The sequence below is a fragment of the Acidovorax sp. BL-A-41-H1 genome, from assembly GCF_051942715.1.
The window spans coordinates 1,027,784-1,046,646 of record NZ_JBPVJQ010000003.1 but is presented as its reverse complement, the minus strand read 5'-3'; the positions used below and the strand labels follow the sequence as shown (position 1 = coordinate 1,046,646).

General features: G+C 66.6%; 18 protein-coding genes. 14 read left to right on the top strand and 4 right to left on the bottom strand.

Features of this window, described 5'->3' with window-relative positions:
* Positions 1 to 7: 7 nt before the first annotated feature.
* Positions 8 to 1,588: an ABC transporter substrate-binding protein gene (locus ACTPOI_RS05700; protein ID WP_440107260.1), complete on the bottom strand. Its 1,581-nt coding sequence runs from the start codon at positions 1,586 to 1,588 to the stop codon at positions 8 to 10.
* A gap of 493 nt (positions 1,589 to 2,081) precedes the next feature.
* Positions 2,082 to 3,128 (bottom strand): porin, encoded by a 1,047-nt coding sequence (locus ACTPOI_RS05695; RefSeq protein ID WP_440107258.1) that lies wholly within the window; start codon positions 3,126 to 3,128, stop codon positions 2,082 to 2,084.
* A gap of 316 nt (positions 3,129 to 3,444) precedes the next feature.
* Here ACTPOI_RS05695 and coq7 point away from each other — a divergent pair, with 316 nt between their 5' ends.
* Complete coding sequence (gene coq7 / locus ACTPOI_RS05690) at positions 3,445 to 4,062, top strand: 2-polyprenyl-3-methyl-6-methoxy-1,4-benzoquinone monooxygenase (RefSeq protein WP_440107256.1); 618 nt, start codon at positions 3,445 to 3,447, stop codon at positions 4,060 to 4,062.
* Between the two features lie 58 nt (positions 4,063 to 4,120).
* Here coq7 and ACTPOI_RS05685 read toward each other — a convergent pair whose 3' ends face one another.
* Positions 4,121 to 4,570: an OsmC family protein gene (locus ACTPOI_RS05685; protein WP_440107254.1), complete on the bottom strand. Its 450-nt coding sequence runs from the start codon at positions 4,568 to 4,570 to the stop codon at positions 4,121 to 4,123.
* Between the two features lie 386 nt (positions 4,571 to 4,956).
* On the opposite strand from ACTPOI_RS05685, the gene ilvA reads away from it, so the two are divergent.
* The 3 genes from ilvA (at position 4,957) to ACTPOI_RS05670 (ending at position 8,066) form a co-directional block, all read left to right on the top strand.
* Positions 4,957 to 6,519, top strand: a complete 1,563-nt coding sequence (gene ilvA, locus ACTPOI_RS05680) for a threonine ammonia-lyase, biosynthetic (RefSeq protein WP_440107252.1) — start codon at positions 4,957 to 4,959, stop codon at positions 6,517 to 6,519.
* Between the two features lie 84 nt (positions 6,520 to 6,603).
* Positions 6,604 to 7,410, top strand: coding sequence for an adenosylcobinamide-GDP ribazoletransferase (locus ACTPOI_RS05675; RefSeq protein ID WP_440107250.1), 807 nt, complete (start codon positions 6,604 to 6,606; stop codon positions 7,408 to 7,410).
* A gap of 44 nt (positions 7,411 to 7,454) precedes the next feature.
* Positions 7,455 to 8,066 (top strand): histidine phosphatase family protein, encoded by a 612-nt coding sequence (locus tag ACTPOI_RS05670; RefSeq protein WP_440107248.1) that lies wholly within the window; start codon positions 7,455 to 7,457, stop codon positions 8,064 to 8,066.
* A 57-nt stretch (positions 8,067 to 8,123) separates the two neighbouring features.
* On the opposite strand, the gene ACTPOI_RS05665 is transcribed toward ACTPOI_RS05670, so the two are convergent.
* A complete protein-coding gene (locus ACTPOI_RS05665; protein WP_440107246.1) occupies positions 8,124 to 8,585 on the bottom strand; it encodes a type II secretion system protein N in 462 nt (153 codons plus the stop codon).
* 48 nt (positions 8,586 to 8,633) lie between these two features.
* Here ACTPOI_RS05665 and gspG point away from each other — a divergent pair, with 48 nt between their 5' ends.
* The 10 genes from gspG (at position 8,634) to ACTPOI_RS05615 (ending at position 18,753) form a co-directional block, all read left to right on the top strand.
* The gene (gene gspG / locus ACTPOI_RS05660; RefSeq protein WP_440107243.1) at positions 8,634 to 9,086 is read left to right on the top strand and encodes a type II secretion system major pseudopilin GspG; all 453 of its coding nucleotides are present in this window, start codon (positions 8,634 to 8,636) and stop codon (positions 9,084 to 9,086) included.
* 140 nt (positions 9,087 to 9,226) lie between these two features.
* Positions 9,227 to 9,664 (top strand): prepilin-type N-terminal cleavage/methylation domain-containing protein, encoded by a 438-nt coding sequence (locus ACTPOI_RS05655; RefSeq protein ID WP_440107241.1) that lies wholly within the window; start codon positions 9,227 to 9,229, stop codon positions 9,662 to 9,664.
* A gap of 35 nt (positions 9,665 to 9,699) precedes the next feature.
* The gene (gene gspI, locus ACTPOI_RS05650) at positions 9,700 to 10,056 is read left to right on the top strand and encodes a type II secretion system minor pseudopilin GspI (protein ID WP_440107239.1); all 357 of its coding nucleotides are present in this window, start codon (positions 9,700 to 9,702) and stop codon (positions 10,054 to 10,056) included.
* 174 nt (positions 10,057 to 10,230) lie between these two features.
* Positions 10,231 to 10,896: a PulJ/GspJ family protein gene (locus tag ACTPOI_RS05645; protein WP_440107237.1), complete on the top strand. Its 666-nt coding sequence runs from the start codon at positions 10,231 to 10,233 to the stop codon at positions 10,894 to 10,896.
* A 53-nt stretch (positions 10,897 to 10,949) separates the two neighbouring features.
* A complete protein-coding gene (gene gspK, locus ACTPOI_RS05640) occupies positions 10,950 to 11,885 on the top strand; it encodes a type II secretion system minor pseudopilin GspK (protein ID WP_440108272.1) in 936 nt (311 codons plus the stop codon).
* 48 nt (positions 11,886 to 11,933) lie between these two features.
* Entirely contained in the window at positions 11,934 to 13,214 is a 1,281-nt protein-coding gene (gspL, locus tag ACTPOI_RS05635) for a type II secretion system protein GspL (RefSeq protein ID WP_440107234.1), read from the top strand.
* A complete protein-coding gene (gspM, locus tag ACTPOI_RS05630) occupies positions 13,211 to 13,783 on the top strand; it encodes a type II secretion system protein GspM (protein WP_440107232.1) in 573 nt (190 codons plus the stop codon). The genes gspL and gspM overlap by 4 nt, the downstream gene beginning before the upstream one ends.
* Positions 13,784 to 13,898: 115 nt before the next feature.
* Positions 13,899 to 14,672, top strand: a complete 774-nt coding sequence (gspN, locus tag ACTPOI_RS05625; protein ID WP_440108271.1) for a type II secretion system protein N — start codon at positions 13,899 to 13,901, stop codon at positions 14,670 to 14,672.
* Positions 14,673 to 14,676: 4 nt separating this feature from the next.
* Positions 14,677 to 17,340 (top strand): type II secretion system secretin GspD, encoded by a 2,664-nt coding sequence (gene gspD / locus ACTPOI_RS05620; protein WP_440107230.1) that lies wholly within the window; start codon positions 14,677 to 14,679, stop codon positions 17,338 to 17,340.
* 24 nt (positions 17,341 to 17,364) lie between these two features.
* Complete coding sequence (locus ACTPOI_RS05615) at positions 17,365 to 18,753, top strand: GspE/PulE family protein (protein ID WP_440107228.1); 1,389 nt, start codon at positions 17,365 to 17,367, stop codon at positions 18,751 to 18,753.
* Positions 18,754 to 18,863 lie beyond the last annotated feature (110 nt).

The following is an 18,863-nucleotide window of genomic DNA, read 5'->3' as shown; positions in this document are numbered from 1 at the left end:
GCGGGGGTCAGTTCACCTTGACGGTGCGCATGTCCACGCGGTTGTCAGCGCGGTGCACCAGTTCGATGTTCTTCTTCATGGCCCAGGGAATCACCTGGTCGTGCAGCGGGATGTGCGACACGGTGTCGTTGGACAGCTGCAGCGCTTCAGTCAGCATGCGGGCCCGCACGGGAGCGTCGGTCTCGGCCTTGATACGGTCCACCAGATAGTCCATGCGCTGGTTGCTGTAGCGGCCTACGTTGTAGTTGCCGTCGCCACCCTGGCCCACGGTACGCACCAGCGACTGCAGGCTGTACAGGGCGTCAAACGTTGGCACACCCCAGCCCAGCATGTAGATGCTGGCTTCGTAGCGCTGGATCATCGGGAAGTAGTTGACCAGCGGCAGCGTGCGCAGCTTGGCCTTCACGCCAATGCGCGACCACATGGCGGTCACGGCCTGGCAGATGGCTTCGTCGTTGATGTAGCGGTTGTTGGGGCAGGCAAAGTCGACTTCAAAGCCATCGGGGTAGCCGGCTTCGGTCAGGAGCTTCTTGGCAGCGTCGACGCTGTAAGGGAAACGCTTGCCCACGGCCTCGGTATAGCCCGCCACTTGCGGCGCAACGATGGTGCCTGTGGGCTTGCCCAGGCCGCGCATGATGCTGCGCGAGATGGTGTCGGCATCGATGGCCTGGTAGAGGGCCTTGCGGACGCGCACGTCCTTCAGGGGGTTCTTGCCTTTGATGTTGGAGCCAGGCAGTTCTTCACGGAACTGGTCCATGCCCAGGAAGATGGTGCGGTTTTCGACGCCGTCGACCACCTTCAGCTCAGGGCTGGCGCGCAGGCGGCCCAGATCCTGGGGCGTGGGGTCAAGAACCATGTCCACTTCGCCCGAAATCAGCGCCGCGATGCGTGTGGCATTCGACTTGATGGGCGTGTAGACGATCTCGGTCACGTTACCGTCCATCTTGCCCCACCAGTTGGGGTTGCGCTTGAACACCATCTTGACGTCGGGCTGCCAGGAATCGAGCAGATAGGGGCCGGTGCCCATGGCATTGCGGTGGGCAAAGTTTTCGTCACTGCCCTTGATGTCCTTGGGCTCGACCGACTTGTTCTTTTCGGCCCAGGCCTTGCTCATCATGCGCAGTTCGGTCATCTGGCGCAGCAACACGGGGTTGGGGGCGCTCAGGATGACGTCGATCGTCTGGTTGTCGACCTTGTTCACCTTGCTGATGCCCTGGACGTAGGGCGTGAAGTTGGAGGTCTTTGCCATGGCGCGCTGCAGCGAGTACACGGCGTCATCGGCGGTAAAGGCAGAGCCGTCATGGAATTTGACGCCCTGGCGCAGATTGAAACGGATCTGCGTCGGCGTGATTTCTTTCCATGATGTGGCCAGTACGGGCTCCACATCGAATGTCTTGCTGTTGTAGTAAACAAGGCTCTCGTAGACATTGGCATGGATGCCGTTTTGGAGTGCATTGTTTTGCGAGTGGATGTCCCAGGTGGCGATTTCGCCCTGACTTGCCCACTTGAAGGGCTTGGCTTGCACTGCAGGAACAGCCAGCAGCGCCGCAGCGGCAGCAACCGACAAAAGACGGTACTTGAGTTTCATGGAACCCTCTTGAATAAAAGTTTTACTATGCAGTAAAGGTTGCTCTATCGCCAACGGGAAATCCCTGAATCCCTGATGCAAAGAAGGGCCTATCCCACGCGTTGGCGCAGACATCTCTTGCAAGGATGGTGCCAAGTTTGCGTAATACGCGAAATCGCATGACACCACGGAGAATTCCTGACGCACGTGCACGTGGTTGCTTTGAGGACTCGCCGTCCGGCAAGATGGGGCAACCTTCCGCGTCTGGCATGTAGCCCGAGTTACAAGTTGCGATCCCGCTCACCCCGCCTACGCCGGCGACGGGATTGCCAGATTCAGGGAATGCTTCGCTATGGCCACCGAGGCGAGGTGCCAACTTCCCCGAGCGACGCGCGGGTAACGATTTTTCTTGAAAGCACTTGACGGCCCGTCGACCGGCGCAGCAACGAAAAAGCCGCCCGAAGGCGGCTTTTAAGCTTTGAAATTCAAGACTGGCTTAACGCCAGCCTGTGAATTAGAAGCTGTGACGGATACCGAAGTCGTAGCCGGTGGAGTTGCGGTTAGCAGCAGTCACCGAACCGTTCAGAGCTTGTGCAGCACCGTTCTTGTTGGTCACGCGAGCAACGGTCGTGTACAGAGCCGTACGCTTCGACAGGTTGTGCACGTAGCCCAGAGCCAGCTTGTTGCTGCGTGGGTCAGCACCGACGGTGTCGATCTTGTAGGTCGAGTAAGCCAGGCGAACTTCGCCAGCGCCCATAGGAACCAGACCACCGATCAGGAAGCCCTTGCCGTCTGCGCCGCCGTCGATTTCGTCTTGGCTGTAGTGAGCCATGATCTTGGCCACGCCCAGGTCGTACTGGCCGCCCAGGTTGATCGACTGGATGTCGCCAGCCAGGAACTTCGTTTCCGACAGAGCCAGAGCGACGTTGATAGGACCGTTGGCGTAACCGACGCGCAGGGCCATGCCGTTGCCGTCCTTCTTGTTAGCCGCGTTGCTCAGGTTTTCACCCATGTAGTACTGGGCTTGGCCATAGAAACCGCCCAGCTTGCCTGGCAGGAAGTAGCCGATGGAGTTCGAAGCGCGAACAGTCGTAGGACCGCCCAGGCTGGAGTTCAGGGTCTGGGTCGTGCCGACGCCGTTCGTACCGAACGGATCGAACACAGTCAGGTTCCAGAATTGGGGAGTGTAGTCACGGCCCAGACGAACTTCACCGAAGCCGCCGTTCAGGCTGACCGTCGAACGACGGTTGAAAGTCAGACCGCCGCCGCCAGTGGTGGCGCCTTGGTTGTTCGTGGGGGTCAGAGCGCCGGAACCATTGTCGTTGTTAACGCCAGCTTCGAGCCAGAACGAAGCGGACATGCCGCCACCCAGATCTTCAACGCCGCGGAAACCCAGACGGCTGCTGTTGTAGCCGGAGTTCGTCAGTTGCGAGCGGTTAGCGACGCTACCGTTGCCGTAAGCGTAGGTTGCATCAACCACGCCGAACAGCGTCACGGAAGATTGAGCCATTGCAGCGCCGGAAGCAGCCAGCACAGCCAGGGCAATCAGGGATTTTTTCATTGCGAGTTACTCCAAGGTTAAACATAGGGCGCCGGTACGGGGGGTCTATGGTGAAAGCACACCTGCACAGTCCCGCCGGTTCCCCGGGCCAACCTCCTGGTGGGGAAGTTGCTCTTATTGCACCAGACCCGGACCGGTTTCGCAAAGGAATTCACCCACAAACTTCCTGAAAGAGGAAATCCGTTGCAGTGCTGCAACATTTCGCGGGAAGGCGGCAAAATCCAGGTTTACGGGAGCAGGCAGCCCACAAAGGTCCGGGGCGTTTTGTTTCCAAACGCAATTTGTGTTTCGGCGGTCTTGTCACAGAAAGTTTTCCATGGACTCATTTTTTAGTGCGGCCGACGCCGCCTTGCGCACACTGTTTGCAACGCCCCGGTCATCGACGCCGTCACCAGCGCAGGGCATTGTGGAAGCCGAGATGGATGCGGCGCAAAAACGACTGTCTGGAGCATTGATGCGCGTCAACCATGTGGGAGAGGTCTGCGCCCAGGCGCTGTACACAGCTCAGGCGGCGGTGACGTCTGACCCGCAGTTGCGCGCCCACCTGGTCGCGGCGGCCCGCGAGGAAACCGATCACCTGGCATGGACGCGCGAGCGGCTTGATGCGCTCGGTGCCCGCCCCAGTCTGCTCAACCCCTTGTGGTTTGCCGGCGCCTTTGCACTGGGCCTCGTGGCCGCCAAGGTGAGTGATCGCGCCAGCCTGGGCTTCGTGGTGGAAACCGAAAACCAGGTTTCCGCCCATCTGCACAGTCATTTGCAACGGCTGCCCGAGGCCGACGTGGCCTCGCGCGCGGTGGTGGCCCGCATGAAGGATGACGAAGAGCGACATGCAGCGCAGGCACGCGCATCCGGTGCGCTTGAACTGCCTGCACCGGTCCGGGGTGCAATGCGTGCCGCAGCCAAGGTCATGACCAGCACGGCGCATTACGTGTAGGGGCGGAGCCCGCGTAAGGCCCCGCCGTGAGGCACGCGGGGCCTGTCAGGCCGTTTGATCAGGCCTCGATGACCTCAAACCCCGTCGTGATCTCGGCGGTTTTGCCCAGCATGATGCTGGCCGAGCAGTATTTGTCGTGGCTCATGGCTATGGCGCGCTCTACGGCCGTTGGCGGGATGCCTTTGCCGCTCACGGTGAAATGCATGTGGATCTTGGTGAACACCTTGGGGTCGGTTTCTGCCCGCTCGGTGGTCAGTTTGACACTGCAGCCCCGCACATCGTGGCGGCCGCGCTTGAGGATCAGCACGACGTCGTAGGCGGTGCAGCCACCGGTACCGGCCAGCACGGTTTCCATAGGGCGGGGCGCCAGGTTCTGTCCGCCGTTGGCAGGGTTGGCGGCATCGGGGGCGCCATCCATGGTCAACACATGACCGCTGCCGGTTTCGGCCACAAATCCCATTCCCGAGCGGGTTCCCGCTCCACCTGTCCAGCTCACTGTGCATTCCATCGTCTGATTCCCTGGTTGTGTTTGATTGGCGCTTGATGAGCGCGTCGCTTTTTTGCACGGGTCTCCCCTGCTTGGGCTTCTCCGATTGCGAATTTTGCTGCGACGCAACAAGAGTTGCGCTAAACTGTACCCAAGCGCTGCGATTCCGGTTGTATCCGGCCCGCAGATGGCCCCCGCCCCGCAGAGCGCGTTGCCCGGGCCCCGCACCGATTGTCTCCTCCATCTCCTCAAAGGATGGATTAGCCCCAGGCCTCACGGCCCGGGGCTTTTTTTTGCGTGATCGGGGCGTGGGCTGCAGCTTTACAGCGCGGCCGGATGCCCGAAGGGGCACCACCTATGATGTGGGCCCCCGCCAGCGCCGCGGTGGCCTCCCTACGCTTTTGCCCATGACCCAGCACCTCACCCCTGCCGACTACCTCAAGAAGATCCTGACCGCCCGCGTGTACGACGTGGCGGTGGAGTCGGCGCTGGAGCCCGCCAAAAACCTCAGCCGCCGCCTGCACAACACGGTGCTTTTAAAGCGTGAGGACCAGCAGCCGGTGTTCAGCTTCAAGTTGCGCGGCGCCTACAACAAGATGGCGCACCTCACACCCGAGCAACTGGCGCGCGGCGTGATCTGCGCTTCGGCTGGCAACCACGCCCAGGGCGTGGCCATGAGCGCCCACAAGCTCGGTGTGCGCGCCGTGATCGTGATGCCCACGACCACGCCGCAACTCAAGATCGACGCCGTGAAGACCCTGGGCGGCGAAGTCGTGCTGTTTGGCGAGAGCTATTCAGACGCCTACGGCCATTCGCTCCAGCTGCAAAACGAGCAGGGCCTGACCTTTGTGCACCCGTTTGATGACCCGGACGTGATTGCGGGCCAGGGCACCATTGCCATGGAAATCCTGCGCCAGCTGCAAAGCCTGGGCAGCAACCAGCTCGACGCCGTGTTTGTGGCCATCGGCGGCGGCGGCCTGATCTCGGGCGTGGCCAACTACATCAAGGCCGTGCGGCCCGAGATCAAGGTGATCGGCGTGCAGATGAACGACTCGGACGCCATGATCCAGTCGGTGGCCGCGCACGAGCGCGTGACGCTGCCCGACGTGGGGCTGTTTTCCGACGGCACCGCCGTCAAGCTGGTGGGCGAGGAGACCTTCCGCATCGCCCACAGCGGCCTGGTGGATGAGTTCATGACGGTGGACACCGACGCGGTGTGCGCGGCCATCAAGGACGTCTTTGTGGACACGCGCAGCATCGTCGAGCCTGCCGGCGCACTGGCGGTGGCCGCCATCAAGCAGTACGTGGCCACGCACCAGACCCAAGGTGAAACGTACGCCGCCATCCTGTGTGGCGCCAACATGAACTTCGACCGCCTGCGCTTTGTGGCCGAGCGCGCCGAGGTCGGTGAAGAGCGCGAGGCCCTGCTGGCCGTGACCATTCCCGAAGAGCGCGGCAGCTTCCGCCGCTTTTGCGAAGTGGTGGGCAGCCTGCCCGGCGGCCCGCGCAATGTGACCGAGTTCAACTACCGCATCAGCGATGCGGCGCAGGCGCATGTGTTTGTGGGCCTGACCGCGCACGGCAAGGGCGAATCGGAAAAAATAGCCCAGACCTTCACCCGCCACGGTTTTGAGTCGCTGGACCTCACGCACGACGAGCTGGCCAAGGAGCACCTGCGCCACCTGGTGGGCGGCCATTCGGCGCTGGCGCAGGACGAGCGGCTGATGCGCTTTACCTTCCCCGAACGGCCAGGCGCACTGCTCAAGTTTTTGAGCCTGATGCAGCCCACCTGGAACATCAGCCTGTTCCACTACCGCAACCAGGGCGCCGACTACGGCCGCATTCTGGTGGGCATGCAGGTGCCGCCCGAAGACGCCGCCACGTTCGACGCCTTCCTGTCCACGCTGGGCTACCCGTATGTGGAAGAGACGCTGAACCCGGCCTACCGGTTGTTCCTGCGCTCCAAGTAAGCGAAATATGGGTCAAATCGGCCGCTGGCGCTTGTTCCATAAGCGCTGGCAGCTATCAAAAGTGAAGTAACCGACAGCCTGCCCATGCAAGCCCTGCGCCACTACCTGCTGGCCGTGCAGTTCTTCACGCGTATTCCCGTCACCGGGCGGCTGGCCGACTGGGTGGGGTTCAGCCCCGCCATGCTGCGGGCCAGCGCGGGGCATTTTCCGGGTATCGGCTGGCTGGCGGGTCTGCTGGCCATGGGTGTCTACGCCGGGCTTTTTCTCGCACTGGGCGGGCAGCCGATGGCGGCACCCGTCGCAGCCGTGTTTTGCACGATCGCCACGGTGCTGATGACGGGCGGCTTCCACGAAGACGGACTGGCCGACGTGGTGGATGGCCTGGGTGGCAGCTATGACCGCGAACGCGCACTCGACATCATGAAAGACTCGCGCGTCGGTGCCTTTGGCGCCATGGCGCTGGTGCTGGCACTGCTGGCCAAAGTAAGCCTGCTGGCGCTGCTGGGCGCGCACAACCTGCCCGCTGCGCTGGCCGCACTGGGAGGCGCGCATGTGCTGTCGCGGCTGTGGCCACTGTTCATCGTGCGGGCGCTGCCGCATGTGGGCGACACGGCGCGGTCCAAAAGCAAGCCACTGGCCGACCAGATCACCCCCGGCGCGCTCGCAGCGGCCTGTGTATGGTGTTTTGTGCCTGTAGCCTTTGTATTGATTGCAATGCCAGCTATATTTTTCATAGCATCTATCATTTTGAGCGGGTTGGCTGCCGCATGGATGGCGCGCTGGTTCGCGCGCCGCCTGCAGGGCTTCACCGGCGACTGCCTGGGCGCCACGCAACAGGTCAGCGAGATCGGTTTTTACCTGGGCGCAGCGCTGGCCCTGCCCTGGCTGTGAGCACGGCGCAGCAGCCACCGCTGCCGCAAAGGCGCTTGTGGCTGGTGCGCCATGCCCGCCCGCTGGTGGCGCCCGGCATCTGCTACGGCGCGCTCGATGTACCGGCCGATGCCGCCGCCACGCGCACGGCCGCAGAGCAGCTGGCAGCAGCGCTGCCGCACGGTGCACCAGTGTGGCACTCGCCGCTACAAAGATGTGAGCAGCTTGTGCATGATCTGCTTGCGCTACGACCCGATCTGACCCCAAAACCAGACGCCCGCCTGCGCGAGATGGACTTTGGCCACTGGGAGGGCCAGAGCTGGGACGCCATTGGCAAGGCCCGCGTGGACGCATGGACGGCAGACTTCTGCGGCCACGCCCCGGGTGGCGGCGAATCGCTGGCGCAGATGCTGGAGCGCGTGCAGTCGGCACTGGCATCGTGCGGCGCCCTGCATGGCGTGATTGCCAACGCGGGCGAAGAGCCCGATGCCACGGCAATCGGCGCCGCATCAGACATCGTGTGGATCACCCATGCGGGCGTGGCGCGCTGTGTGGCGTGGATCCACGAACACGCTCCACGTAGCGCAAACCCGACCGCAGAATGCTGGCCTGTGGCTGCACCGGCCTGGGGAGCCTGGGAATTACGCCTGCTTACCAAAAATCCGGCGACGGCATAGAGCGCCAAAAAGGCACGGCGAGGGCTAAAAATGCGTCCGCGCGGCGCGCCCCGCGGACTACTTCTTGAGCGGCATGTCCAGCGTCAGCGTGGCCGGTGCGCCCATGGCGGGGCCCAGCTCTGCCTGACGGGGACTCAAGGCCTGCAGCACCAGACCGGGCTCTACCGCAGCGCCCACGCGGTAGGGCTTGGCGGGCTGGCCGTCCACGGCAATCAGGGCCGCGCCACCGCCGCTGCTGCGGCCTGAAAGCACGCCGATCAGAGAGAAACGGCTGGCCAGCGATGCCACGGGCACTGCAGGTGCGGCACCCGCAGCGGCTGCCGGCACGGCACCCAGCAGGCGGGCCAACGCCTGGGCGTCGGGCGCGACCGCGGCCGCCACCACCGGCGGTGCCATGGCCGCAGGCCCGGAGGCCGACAGGCGCAGCCCCCAATACACCACGCTGGCGCCCGCGGCGGCCCACAGGACCAGAGTCCCCAGGCGCACGCCCCATTTGTTGCTGAGTGAATTGGTCACCATGCGCGGATTATGATTCACGCGATCCGACCATCCGAGAGACCGCCAGCAGTGAACACATCCCTCCCCGTCCTCTTGCGCTCCGCCCGCCGCGGCATTGCCCGCGGCTTCACCCTGATCGAACTCATGGTGGTGCTCGTCATCATCGGCGTGCTGGCCGCGCTGATCGTGCCCAACGTGCTGGACCGCGCCGACGACGCCCGCGTGACCGCCGCCCGCACCGACATCACCAACATCATGCAGGCGCTCAAGCTGTACCGGCTGGACAACCAGCGCTATCCCACGGGCGAGCAGGGCCTGCAGTCGCTGGTCAACAAGCCCACGTCCGGGCCCGTGCCCAACAACTGGAAGCTGTACCTGGAAAAGCTCCCCAACGACCCCTGGGGCCGCCCTTATCAGTACCTCAACCCCGGCATCAAGGGCGAGATTGACGTGATGTCGTTCGGCGCAGATGGACAGTCGGGCGGCGAAGGCAAGGATGCCGATATCGGCAGCTGGCAGTGAAATATGACCCCCACGGTCGCGCACTGCGTGTCGCTCCCTGCCCCCCAAGGGGGCCGGGCCTTGCTTGGGGCGGCCCGGCGCTGCGGCCGCACGCCGCTCGCAGACGCTGTGGCTGCTGCTAACGGCCCCACCTAGCTCCCATGCCCACCCACCGCTCACGCGGGTTCACGCTCCTTGAGCTGCTGGTCGTCATCAGCATCATGGCCTTGGCCACGGCGGGCGTCGGGCTGGCCATGCGCGACAGTGGCAGCACGCTGCTGGAGCGCGAAGCGGCCCGGCTGTCGGCGCTGCTGGAATCGGCCCGCGCCCAGTCACGCGGCGCAGGTGTGCCGGTACGCTGGCGCGCTACGCCCCAGGGCTTCCGTTTTGAAGGCTTGCCGCCCAGCGCCCAGGCTGCCTTGCCCACCCGGTGGTTAGATGCTGGCACCGTGGTGCGCGGCCAGCCAGTGCTGATGCTGGGGCCCGAGCCCCTCATCGGGCCGCAGCAGGTTTTCATCACCCACCAGCAGTACCCCGAACGGGTGCTGCGCGTGGCCACCGACGGCGTGCGGCCTTTTTTTGTGGAGACCGCGCAGTGAGCCCGGCCCGCGTGCGTCCACGCCGCCGTGCACCGTTGCCAACGCTTCGCGGCTTCACGCTGGTGGAGGTGCTGGTGGCACTGGCCATCGTCGCCATCGCCCTCATGGCCGGGCTGCAGGCCACCACGGCGCTCACGCGCAATGCGCTGCGGCAGTCCGACATCGTGCTGGCCCAGCTGTGCGCCGAAAACGAACTGGTGCGCGCTCGCCTGTCGGCCCAGATGCCCAGCGTGGGCGACAGCCTGCAGCCATGCGAACAGGCAGGCCGGCAGCTGACGGTGGCCATGATCGTGCGGCCTACGCCCAACCCGAGTTTCAGGCGCATTGATGCCCAGGTGCTGGATGGCGAAAACTCCATCCTGCGCATTTCTTCGATCATCGGGCGGTATTAGATGTCCCCCCTGAGTCGCTTCGCGCCTCCGCGCCGCAGTCAGAGCCTGCAGCCCTTCGGGGCCGTCCAAACCTGCGCAGGCAGGCTTGGAGCCGCGGCCCTCAGCCCCCAAGGGGACGTCGGCCTTTGCTGCGGGGCGGCCCTTGCTGGCCACCCTCGCGATGGCGCAGCGCCAGTGGCGTATGCCCAGGGCGCGCGCGGCTTCACGCTCATCGAACTGCTCGTCGCCATCGGCGTGATGGCCCTGCTGGCCATCCTGAGCTGGCGCGGGATCGATGGCATGGTGCGCGCGCAGGAGACGACGCGCCAACGGGCTGACGAGATGCTGGTGCTGCAGTCGGCGCTGGGGCAGTGGGGCGCGGACCTGGACGCGTTGATGTCCATCCCCAACACCACGCCGCTCGACTGGGACGGCCAGGTGCTGCGCATTACGCGCCGCAGCAGTGCCGAGCCCGACGAAGGGGCGCTGGTGGTGGCATGGACGCGCCGCGCTGGCCAGGGCACTGCCGGCACCTGGCTGCGCTGGCAGTCGCAGCCGGTACGCACCCGGGGCGCATGGCAGGCGGCATGGCAGCAGGCGGCCCAGTGGGCCCGCACCCCGGGCGAGGGCGAGCGGCGGCTGGAAACCGCGCTGCTTCCGCTGCAAGACTGGCAGATCTTCTACTACCGGGGCGGAGCGTGGTCCAATCCATTGTCCAGCGCTGGCGCACAGCCGCCCGGGGGCTCTTCCGCAGTACCCGACGGTATCCGCCTGCAGATCACCCTGCCCGCAGGGCAGGCGCTGGCAGGGCAACTCACGCGTGACTGGGTCAAGCCCACGCTGGGCGGGGGGCGCTCGTGAGGCACGCTGCGCCCAAGGCAACGGCCCAGGGCGGTGCCGCGCTGCTGGCCGCCATGCTCACCGTCACCCTGGTGGCCACCTTTGCCGCGTCGGCGATGTGGCAGCAATGGCGCGCGGTCGAGGTCGAGACGGCCGAGCGCGGGCGTGTGCAGTCCGCCTGGATCCTCATCGGCGCGCTCGACTGGTCGCGCCTCATCCTGCGCGAAGACGGGCGCGCGGGCGGCGCAGACCACCTGGCAGAGCCATGGGCCGTGCCGCTGCAGGAGGCCAGGCTGTCCACCTTTCTCGCGGCAGACCGCAATGTGTCGCAGGTGGACGATGCCACCACCGACACGACCGAGGCCTTCCTTTCCGGACAGATCAGTGACATGCAGGGGCGGCTAAACCTGACCAACCTGGTGCAGGGTGGCCAGGTGCAGCCGCTGGCGCTGCAGCAGTTCAACCGGCTGTTCGAGCGGCTGAGCCTGCCATCGCAACAGCTCTCGGCGCTGGTCGAATCGCTGCGCCAGGGTCAGGCCACCGCGGGTGGCGATGGCAGCAGCGCGCCGCTGATGCCCGCCCGCGTATCGCAACTGGTGTGGCTGGGGCTGCCGCAAGCCACGGTGGATGTGCTGGCGCCCCATGTGTCGCTGTTGCCCAGCCCTACTCACATCAACCTCAACACCGCGGGCATCGATGTTCTGATGGCCGCCATCGAAGGCCTCGATGTGGCGAGCGCGCAGCGCATCGTGCAAATGCGCGAATCGCGCCATTTCCGCTCCATTGCCGAGATGCGCGAGCAGATGGGCACCACCATGAAGCTCGACGACTCCACCCACACGGTGGCCTCGGCTTACTATGAGGTGCGCGGCCGGCTGCGGCTGGGCGACGTGATGGTGGACGAGCGTTCCCTGGTGCACCGTGTGGGCATGGACGTGACCACGATCTGGCGAGAACGCGGGGCTTTCGACCGCGCTGCGCCCGGCTCCCCCGCCACCCCCCTGCGCTGACGTGGCGCCGCAAGAACATCCCCCTAAAATGGTTCGCAAAACGCGTTCATGAGCACCCTCATCCTCTTTCTGCCGCCGACCCTGCCCGGGCCGTCGACCACCTACAGCTACACGCTCACGGCGAATGGCCACATTGCCATTCGCCATGACAGCGCCCCTGCGGCCCTGCTGCCCGAGCCCACACGCCCCGGTGGCGAGGTGGTGGCCGTGGTGCCCGCGCGTGCGCTGTCGTGGCAGCGTGTGCAGCTACCGCCGGGCCTGCCCATCGGCCCCGGCCACCAGACACCGCGCCTACGCCTGGCGCTGGAGGGCCTGCTGGAAGACCGCGTGCTCGACGATGCCGCCCAACTGCACTTTGCGCTGCAGCCCGGCTCTGCTGGCGACGGCGCCGTGTGGGTGGCGGTGTGCGACCGCGCCTGGCTGCGCGAAAACCTGCAGGCCTTGGAAAGTGCCGGCCGCCGCGTGACGCGCGTGGTGCCCGAATTCGCACCCGGCCCGACCGACAGTGGCGGGCCCGAGCTGTGTGCCCTGGGCACCCCCGAAGAACCTTACCTGGTCATCACCGGCCAGGGGGCCGAACTGGGCGTGACGGTGATGCCGCTGACACCCATGGCCCTCACGCTGGTGCGCCTGGGCGCCCTGGGTAGCGGCGGCGCGCCAGGCACCGATGAACAGCAGCCTGCGCTGGTGCTGCGCGCCGAGCCCGCCGTGGCCGCACTGGCCGAACGCACGCTGGGCCAGCGCGTGGCGCTGCACACCGCCAGCCAGCGCGCGCTCGATGCTGCACGCAGCGACTGGGACCTGGCCCAGTTCGACCTGGCCAGCAGCGGCAGCACGCGTGCCCTGCGCAAGGCCGGCACCACCCTGAGCGCGCTGCTCAATGCGCCGCAGTGGCGCGCGGCCCGCTGGGGCGCCGCCGTGCTGGTGGTGGCGCATATCGTGGGCCTGAATGCCTGGGCCTGGCAGGAGCGGCAGGCACTGGCCGACAAGCAGGCCAGCGTGCGCGGCATGCTCACGCAGACCTTCCCACAGGTGAAGGTGGTGGTGGACGCACCCGTGCAGATGGAACGCGAGCTGGCCCTGCTGCGGCAGGCCGCCGGTGGCGTGTCGGCGCGCGACCTGGAGCCCATGCTGGCAGCGGCAGGCGCAGCGCTGCCCGAAGGGCGCATACCCGCCAGCATTGAATACACCCCGGGCGAGCTGCGGCTGCGCGGCCTGGACATGAACTCCGACGAAGAAGCGGCCCTGCTCGCACGGCTGCAGGCCAGCGGCTACCAGGCCCGGCCTGAAGACGGCAGCCTGCTTTTGCGCACCGAAGGCACACCATGACGCAAATGACCCAGGCCACCGCAATCACCGCCAGCCTGCAGGCCCGCTGGAAGGCCCTGGCGCCGCGCGAACAGAACCTGGTGCTGGCCGCGGGCGCCATCGTGGCGCTGGCGTTACTCTGGTGGGTGGCCATGGCACCGGCACTGGCTACATTGCGCGCAGCCCCTGCACGCCACGCAGAACTCGACACGCAGGTGCAGCGCATGCTGACGCTGCAGGCCGAGGCACAGCAGCTCCAGTCGGCACCGCGCAGCAACCCCACGGATTCGGTGGGCACACTGCGCACGGCGCTCACGCAGCGCCTGGGCCCTGCGGGCCAGCTCAACGTGGTGGGCGACCGTGTGACGGTGGTCCTCAAGGGTGCACCCGCTGACGGCCTGGCACAGTGGCTGGCGCAGGCACGCAGCAACGCGCACGCGTCTCCGGTCGAGGCACGGCTGGTGCGCAGCGCTGCTGCGGCAGCCCCTGCAGCAGCGGCTGGTGCAACAACAACACTGGGCGGCGCTGCACCCTCCGGCGCGCCGCGCTGGGATGGCACCCTGGTGCTGGCCCTGCCGGCGGGCCGTTGAAGAGCCGGACAGCTGCTGGCGTTCATCCCCGCTTACTCACCCGTCTCTTTCAACCTTTCCCGGCACCATCCAACCCGTGGCACGCAACACCCGCAACCGCACCCAGCCGACCGGCATGCCCCGCACTGCGTGGGCGTGGGCCATGGCGGGCGCTCTGCTGGGCGGTGTGCCGGCCATCGTCGCATTTGCGCCTGCGGCCTGGCTCACGGGCCAGGTGGCACGCGCGACGGGCGGGCAGGTGCTGCTGCAGCAGCCGCGCGGCACGGTGTGGTCAGGCTCCGCCCAGCTGGTGTTGACGGGCGGTGCCGCCAGCCAGGACCAGGCCGCCCTGCCCGGCCGCGTGCAATGGCAACTGCGCCCTGGCTGGACGGGCCTGAGCGCACGCCTGCAGGCCTCTTGCTGCACCCCCCAGCCGCTGCAGGTGGCGGTGCAGCCGCGCTGGGGTGGCGCCCGCGTGGCGCTGTCGGACGGCCAGAGCCAGTGGCCCGCCGCACTGCTGTCAGGCCTGGGTACGCCATGGAACACGCTGCAGCCGCAGGGCCAGCTGGTCCTGCAGACCACAGGGCTCACGGCCACCTGGGCTGCCGGCCGCATGGCGCTGGCCGGCCAGGCACAGCTGGATGCGCGTGGCATGTCCACCCGGCTGACCACGCTGCGGCCCATGGGCAGCTACCGGCTGGCCCTGCAGGGCGGCGAGGTGCCAGGCCTCACGCTGACCACGCTTGAAGGCCACCTGCTGCTCAGTGGCACGGGCCAGTGGGTGGGCAACCGGCTGCGCTTTGCGGGCGAAGCCAGCGCCGCCACACCCGAGCGCGAGGCTGCGCTGTCGAATCTCCTGAACATCATTGGACGGCGCAATGGCGCGCGATCCATCATCACCGTGGGTTGAACCTATGACTTTCCTGATTCCACCACGCCTGGGATTTGCTATTAAATTTATAGCTGCAGGGGCAATACTTGCCTGCACTACTGGCCAGATTGGCGCCCAAACGGCCATCAACACGGCCACCGGCAGCGTGCGCGCAGGCGAACCGGTGACGCTCAACTTTGCCAATGCCGAGATCGAGGCCGTGGCTCGCACCATGGCCACCATCACGGGCCGGAACGTGGTGGTGGACCCACGCGTGCGGGGCCAGCTCAACCTGGTGACCGAGCGGCCCGTGACGCCCGCCGGGGCCTTCCAGCAGTTCCTCGCAGCCCTGCGGCTGCAGGGCTTCACGGTGGTGGAATCGGCCGGCCTGTACAAGGTGGTGCCCGAGGCCGACGCCAAGCTGCAGGGCGGCAGTGTGAGCGTGGTGCAGGGCAACGCCGGCAGCGCACCCGCAGGCGGGCAGATCGTCACGCAGATCTTCAAGCTCAACTTTGAAAACGCGGCCAATCTGGTGCCGGTGCTGCGCCCGCTGATCAGCCCCAACAACACCATCAACGTGAACCCCGGCAATAACTCGCTGGTGATCACCGACTATGCCGACAACCTGCAGCGCCTGGCGCGCATCGTGGCGGCCATGGATGTCTCCAACGCCAGCGATGTGGAAGTGATCCCGCTGCGCAACGCCGTCGCCGCCGACCTGGCGCCGCTGGTGGCCCGGCTGATCGACGGTGGGGGCGGGAGCGGTGCTGCACCCGCTGCGGCGCAGGGCCAGGCAGACACGTCCTTCAAGACCACCCTGATCGCCGAGCCGCGCAGCAACTCGCTGATCCTGCGCGCCGCCAACCCGGCCCGCGTGGCCCAGGTGCGCGCACTGGTGGACCGGCTGGACCAGGCGCCGGTGCCGGGCAGTGCCGCCTCGACCGGCAACATCCATGTGGTGTACCTCAAGAATGCGGATGCGACCAAGCTCGCCACCACCTTGCGCGCGGCCATGGCCGCCATGGGCAATGGCAGCGGTGGCGGGGCTGCATCAGGTGGAGGCAGCAGCGCGCCGGTGTCCACGGGCGGCGGCGGCCTGAGCGGCGGCACTGGCAACAGCGGCAGCATGCTCAGCGGCGGCGGGTTGTCGTCGGGCAACGGCGGGCTGAGCGGCGGGGGCGCCAGCCTTGGGTCAAGCGGCGGCAGCAGCAACCAGCCTTCCACCGGTGGCCAGATCCAGGCCGACCCCACCACCAACTCACTCATCATCACCGCACCCGAGCCGTTGTACCGGCAGCTGCGCACCGTGATCGACAAGCTCGACGGCCGCCGCGCGCAGGTGCTGGTCGAGAGCCTGATCGTCGAGGTATCGGCCAGCAAGCTGGCCGAGTTCGGCATCCAGTGGCAGAGCCTGCTGGGCAAACAGGGCGACGGCACAATTGGCGTGATCGGCACCAACTCCGGCCAGGCCGGGGCCAACATCATCGGGCTGACCGCAGCAATTGCCAGCGGTAGCGCCACCAGCATTGCCAGCGCTGCCAGCGGCCTGGGGGCGGGCCTGAACCTGGGGCTGGCACCGCGCATCAACGGCCAGTACTACCTGGGCGCACTCGCCAACTTCCTGCAAAACAGCGGCGATGCCAATGTGCTCTCCACCCCCAACCTGATGACGCTGGACAACGAGGAAGCGCGCATCGTGATCGGCACCAACGTGCCGTTTGTCACCGGCTCATATGCCAACACCGGCGGGGGCAACAACCTCAACCCCTTCACCACCGTCGAACGCAAGGATGTGGGCCTGATGCTCAAGGTGCGCCCGCAGATCAGCGAAAACGGCACCGTGAAGATGGCGATCTACCAGGAGGTCTCCAAGATCGACGGCAACACGCTGAGCAACGTCAACGGGCCCAGCACCAGCAAACGGTCCATCGAATCGAACGTGGTGGTGGACGACGGCGCGATCATCGTGATTGGCGGCCTGCTGGAAGACAGCTACCAGCAGGGCCAGGACAAGGTCCCGGTGATGGGCGACCTGCCCGTGGTGGGTGGCCTGTTCCGCAGTGAAAACCGCTCGCGGACCAAGACCAACCTGATGGTGTTCCTGCGGCCCATCGTGGTGCGCGACAACGCCACCAGCGATGCCCTGATGGTGGACCGCTACGAAGCCATCCGCGCGCTGCAGCAGGCGACACAGCCGCCGTCGAGCGTGGTGATGGGCTCGGTTACCGGCGCCCCGGTGCTGCCCGCGCTGCCCCAGCGCAATGGCGTTGCCACCGGTCAACCGCAACCGCAGGCGGCACCTCCGCAGCCCACACCCGTGGCCGCGCCGGTACCGCAGCCCATGCAGCAGCTCACGCCAGCGCCCCTGCCGCAGGCCGTGCCAGCGCCGGTCGCGCCCCAGGGCACCCCGCAAAGCAGCACGGTACCGGGCATCAACGCCCCGCTGGCCGCGGCCAACCCGGCCGCTTCGGCAACCCTGTACTACGTCAATGTCGGCGTGTTCGGCAAGGACGCCGAGTCGCGCGCGGCCATGGCCAAGCTGCGCAACATGGCCTTGCCCATGTCGATGCAGTCGGTGGACACCAACCGCGGCGCGCTCACCCGCGTGCGCGTGGGGCCCTACGCCAGCCTGGAGGCCGCAGAGGCCGCGGCCGCCACGGTGCGCGCCCAATCCCTTTCCGCCACGGTGTCGCCCCAGGCGCTCTGACCGAACCCTTCACTGACCTGCTCCATGCGCCATCCCCTGCCCTACGCCTTTGCCCGCACAGCCCAGCTGCTGCTGGAGGACGACGGTCACCAGCTTGTGCTGTGGCATGGGCCGCACCCTGACGCGGGAGCGCTGTCGGAGGTGCTGCGCAAGCACCCGGTGCAGCAGATGCTGCCCCTGGAAGCGGCAGCCCTGGCGCAGCGCATCAGTGCCGCGTATTCGCACAGCGAGTCGAGCGCCGCCACGGTGGTGAGCGAGGTCGAGAGCGACGCCGACCTCTCGCGCATGATGCAGGAGCTGCCAGCGGTGGAAGACCTGCTGGAATCGGCCGGCGACGCACCCATCATCCGCATGCTCAACGCCCTGCTCACGCAGGCCGCACGCGATGGCGCCAGCGACATCCACATCGAACCGTACGAGCGCCATTCCAGCGTGCGTTTTCGGGTGGACGGCACGCTGCGGGAGGTGGTGCAGCCCAACCGCGCACTGCACGCCGCGCTGATCTCGCGCCTGAAGATCATGGCCGACCTGGACATCTCCGAAAAGCGCCTGCCGCAGGACGGCCGCATCAGCCTGCGCCTGGGTACGCGCGCCATTGATGTGCGTGTGTCGACCCTGCCCAGCGCCCACGGCGAGCGCGCCGTGCTGCGCCTGCTGGACAAGAGCGAGAGCAAGCTCAGCCTGGAAGCCGTGGGCATGCAGGGCGAAACGCTGCAACGTTTTGAAAGCCTGATCGGCCAGCCCCACGGCATCATCCTGGTGACCGGGCCCACGGGCTCCGGCAAGACGACCACGCTATACGCGGCGCTGGGCCGGCTCGATGCCACGCGCAACAACATCATGACGGTGGAAGACCCCATCGAATACGAGTTGCCGGGCGTGGGTCAGACGCAGGTCAACAGCAAGATCGAGCTGACGTTTGCCAAGGCCCTGCGCGCCATCCTGCGGCAGGACCCGGACATCATCATGATCGGTGAAATCCGCGACTTCGAGACGGCGCAGATCGCCATCCAGGCATCGCTCACCGGCCACCTGGTGCTGGCCACGCTGCACACCAATGATGCCGCCAGTGCCGTGACCCGCCTGACCGACATGGGGGTTGAGCCCTTCCTGCTCTCATCATCGCTGCTGGGCGTGCTGGCCCAGCGCCTGGTGCGCAAGTACTGCACACATTGCGAAGGCACGGGGTGCGAGCATTGCGGACAGACGGGCTACACCGGTCGTACCGGCGTGTTCGAACTGCTGGTGACCACCGACGCCATCCGTGCACAGATCCACAACCAGGCCGCCGAGGCCGACATCCGCGCTGCGGCACTGGCAGGCGGCATGGCGCTGATGCGCGATGACGGGGAACGCCTGATAGCCGCAGGGATTACCAGCCGGGAAGAGGTCGTGCGCGTGACGCGGGACTGAGCCTGACTGCAGGAGCACTCGCCTTTACCGGGCAACCGGGGGGAAGGCAAGGCCACGCACCAACCTGCAGCCCTCTGCCCCGGAGGACCACAGCTCCGATAGCGACCTTG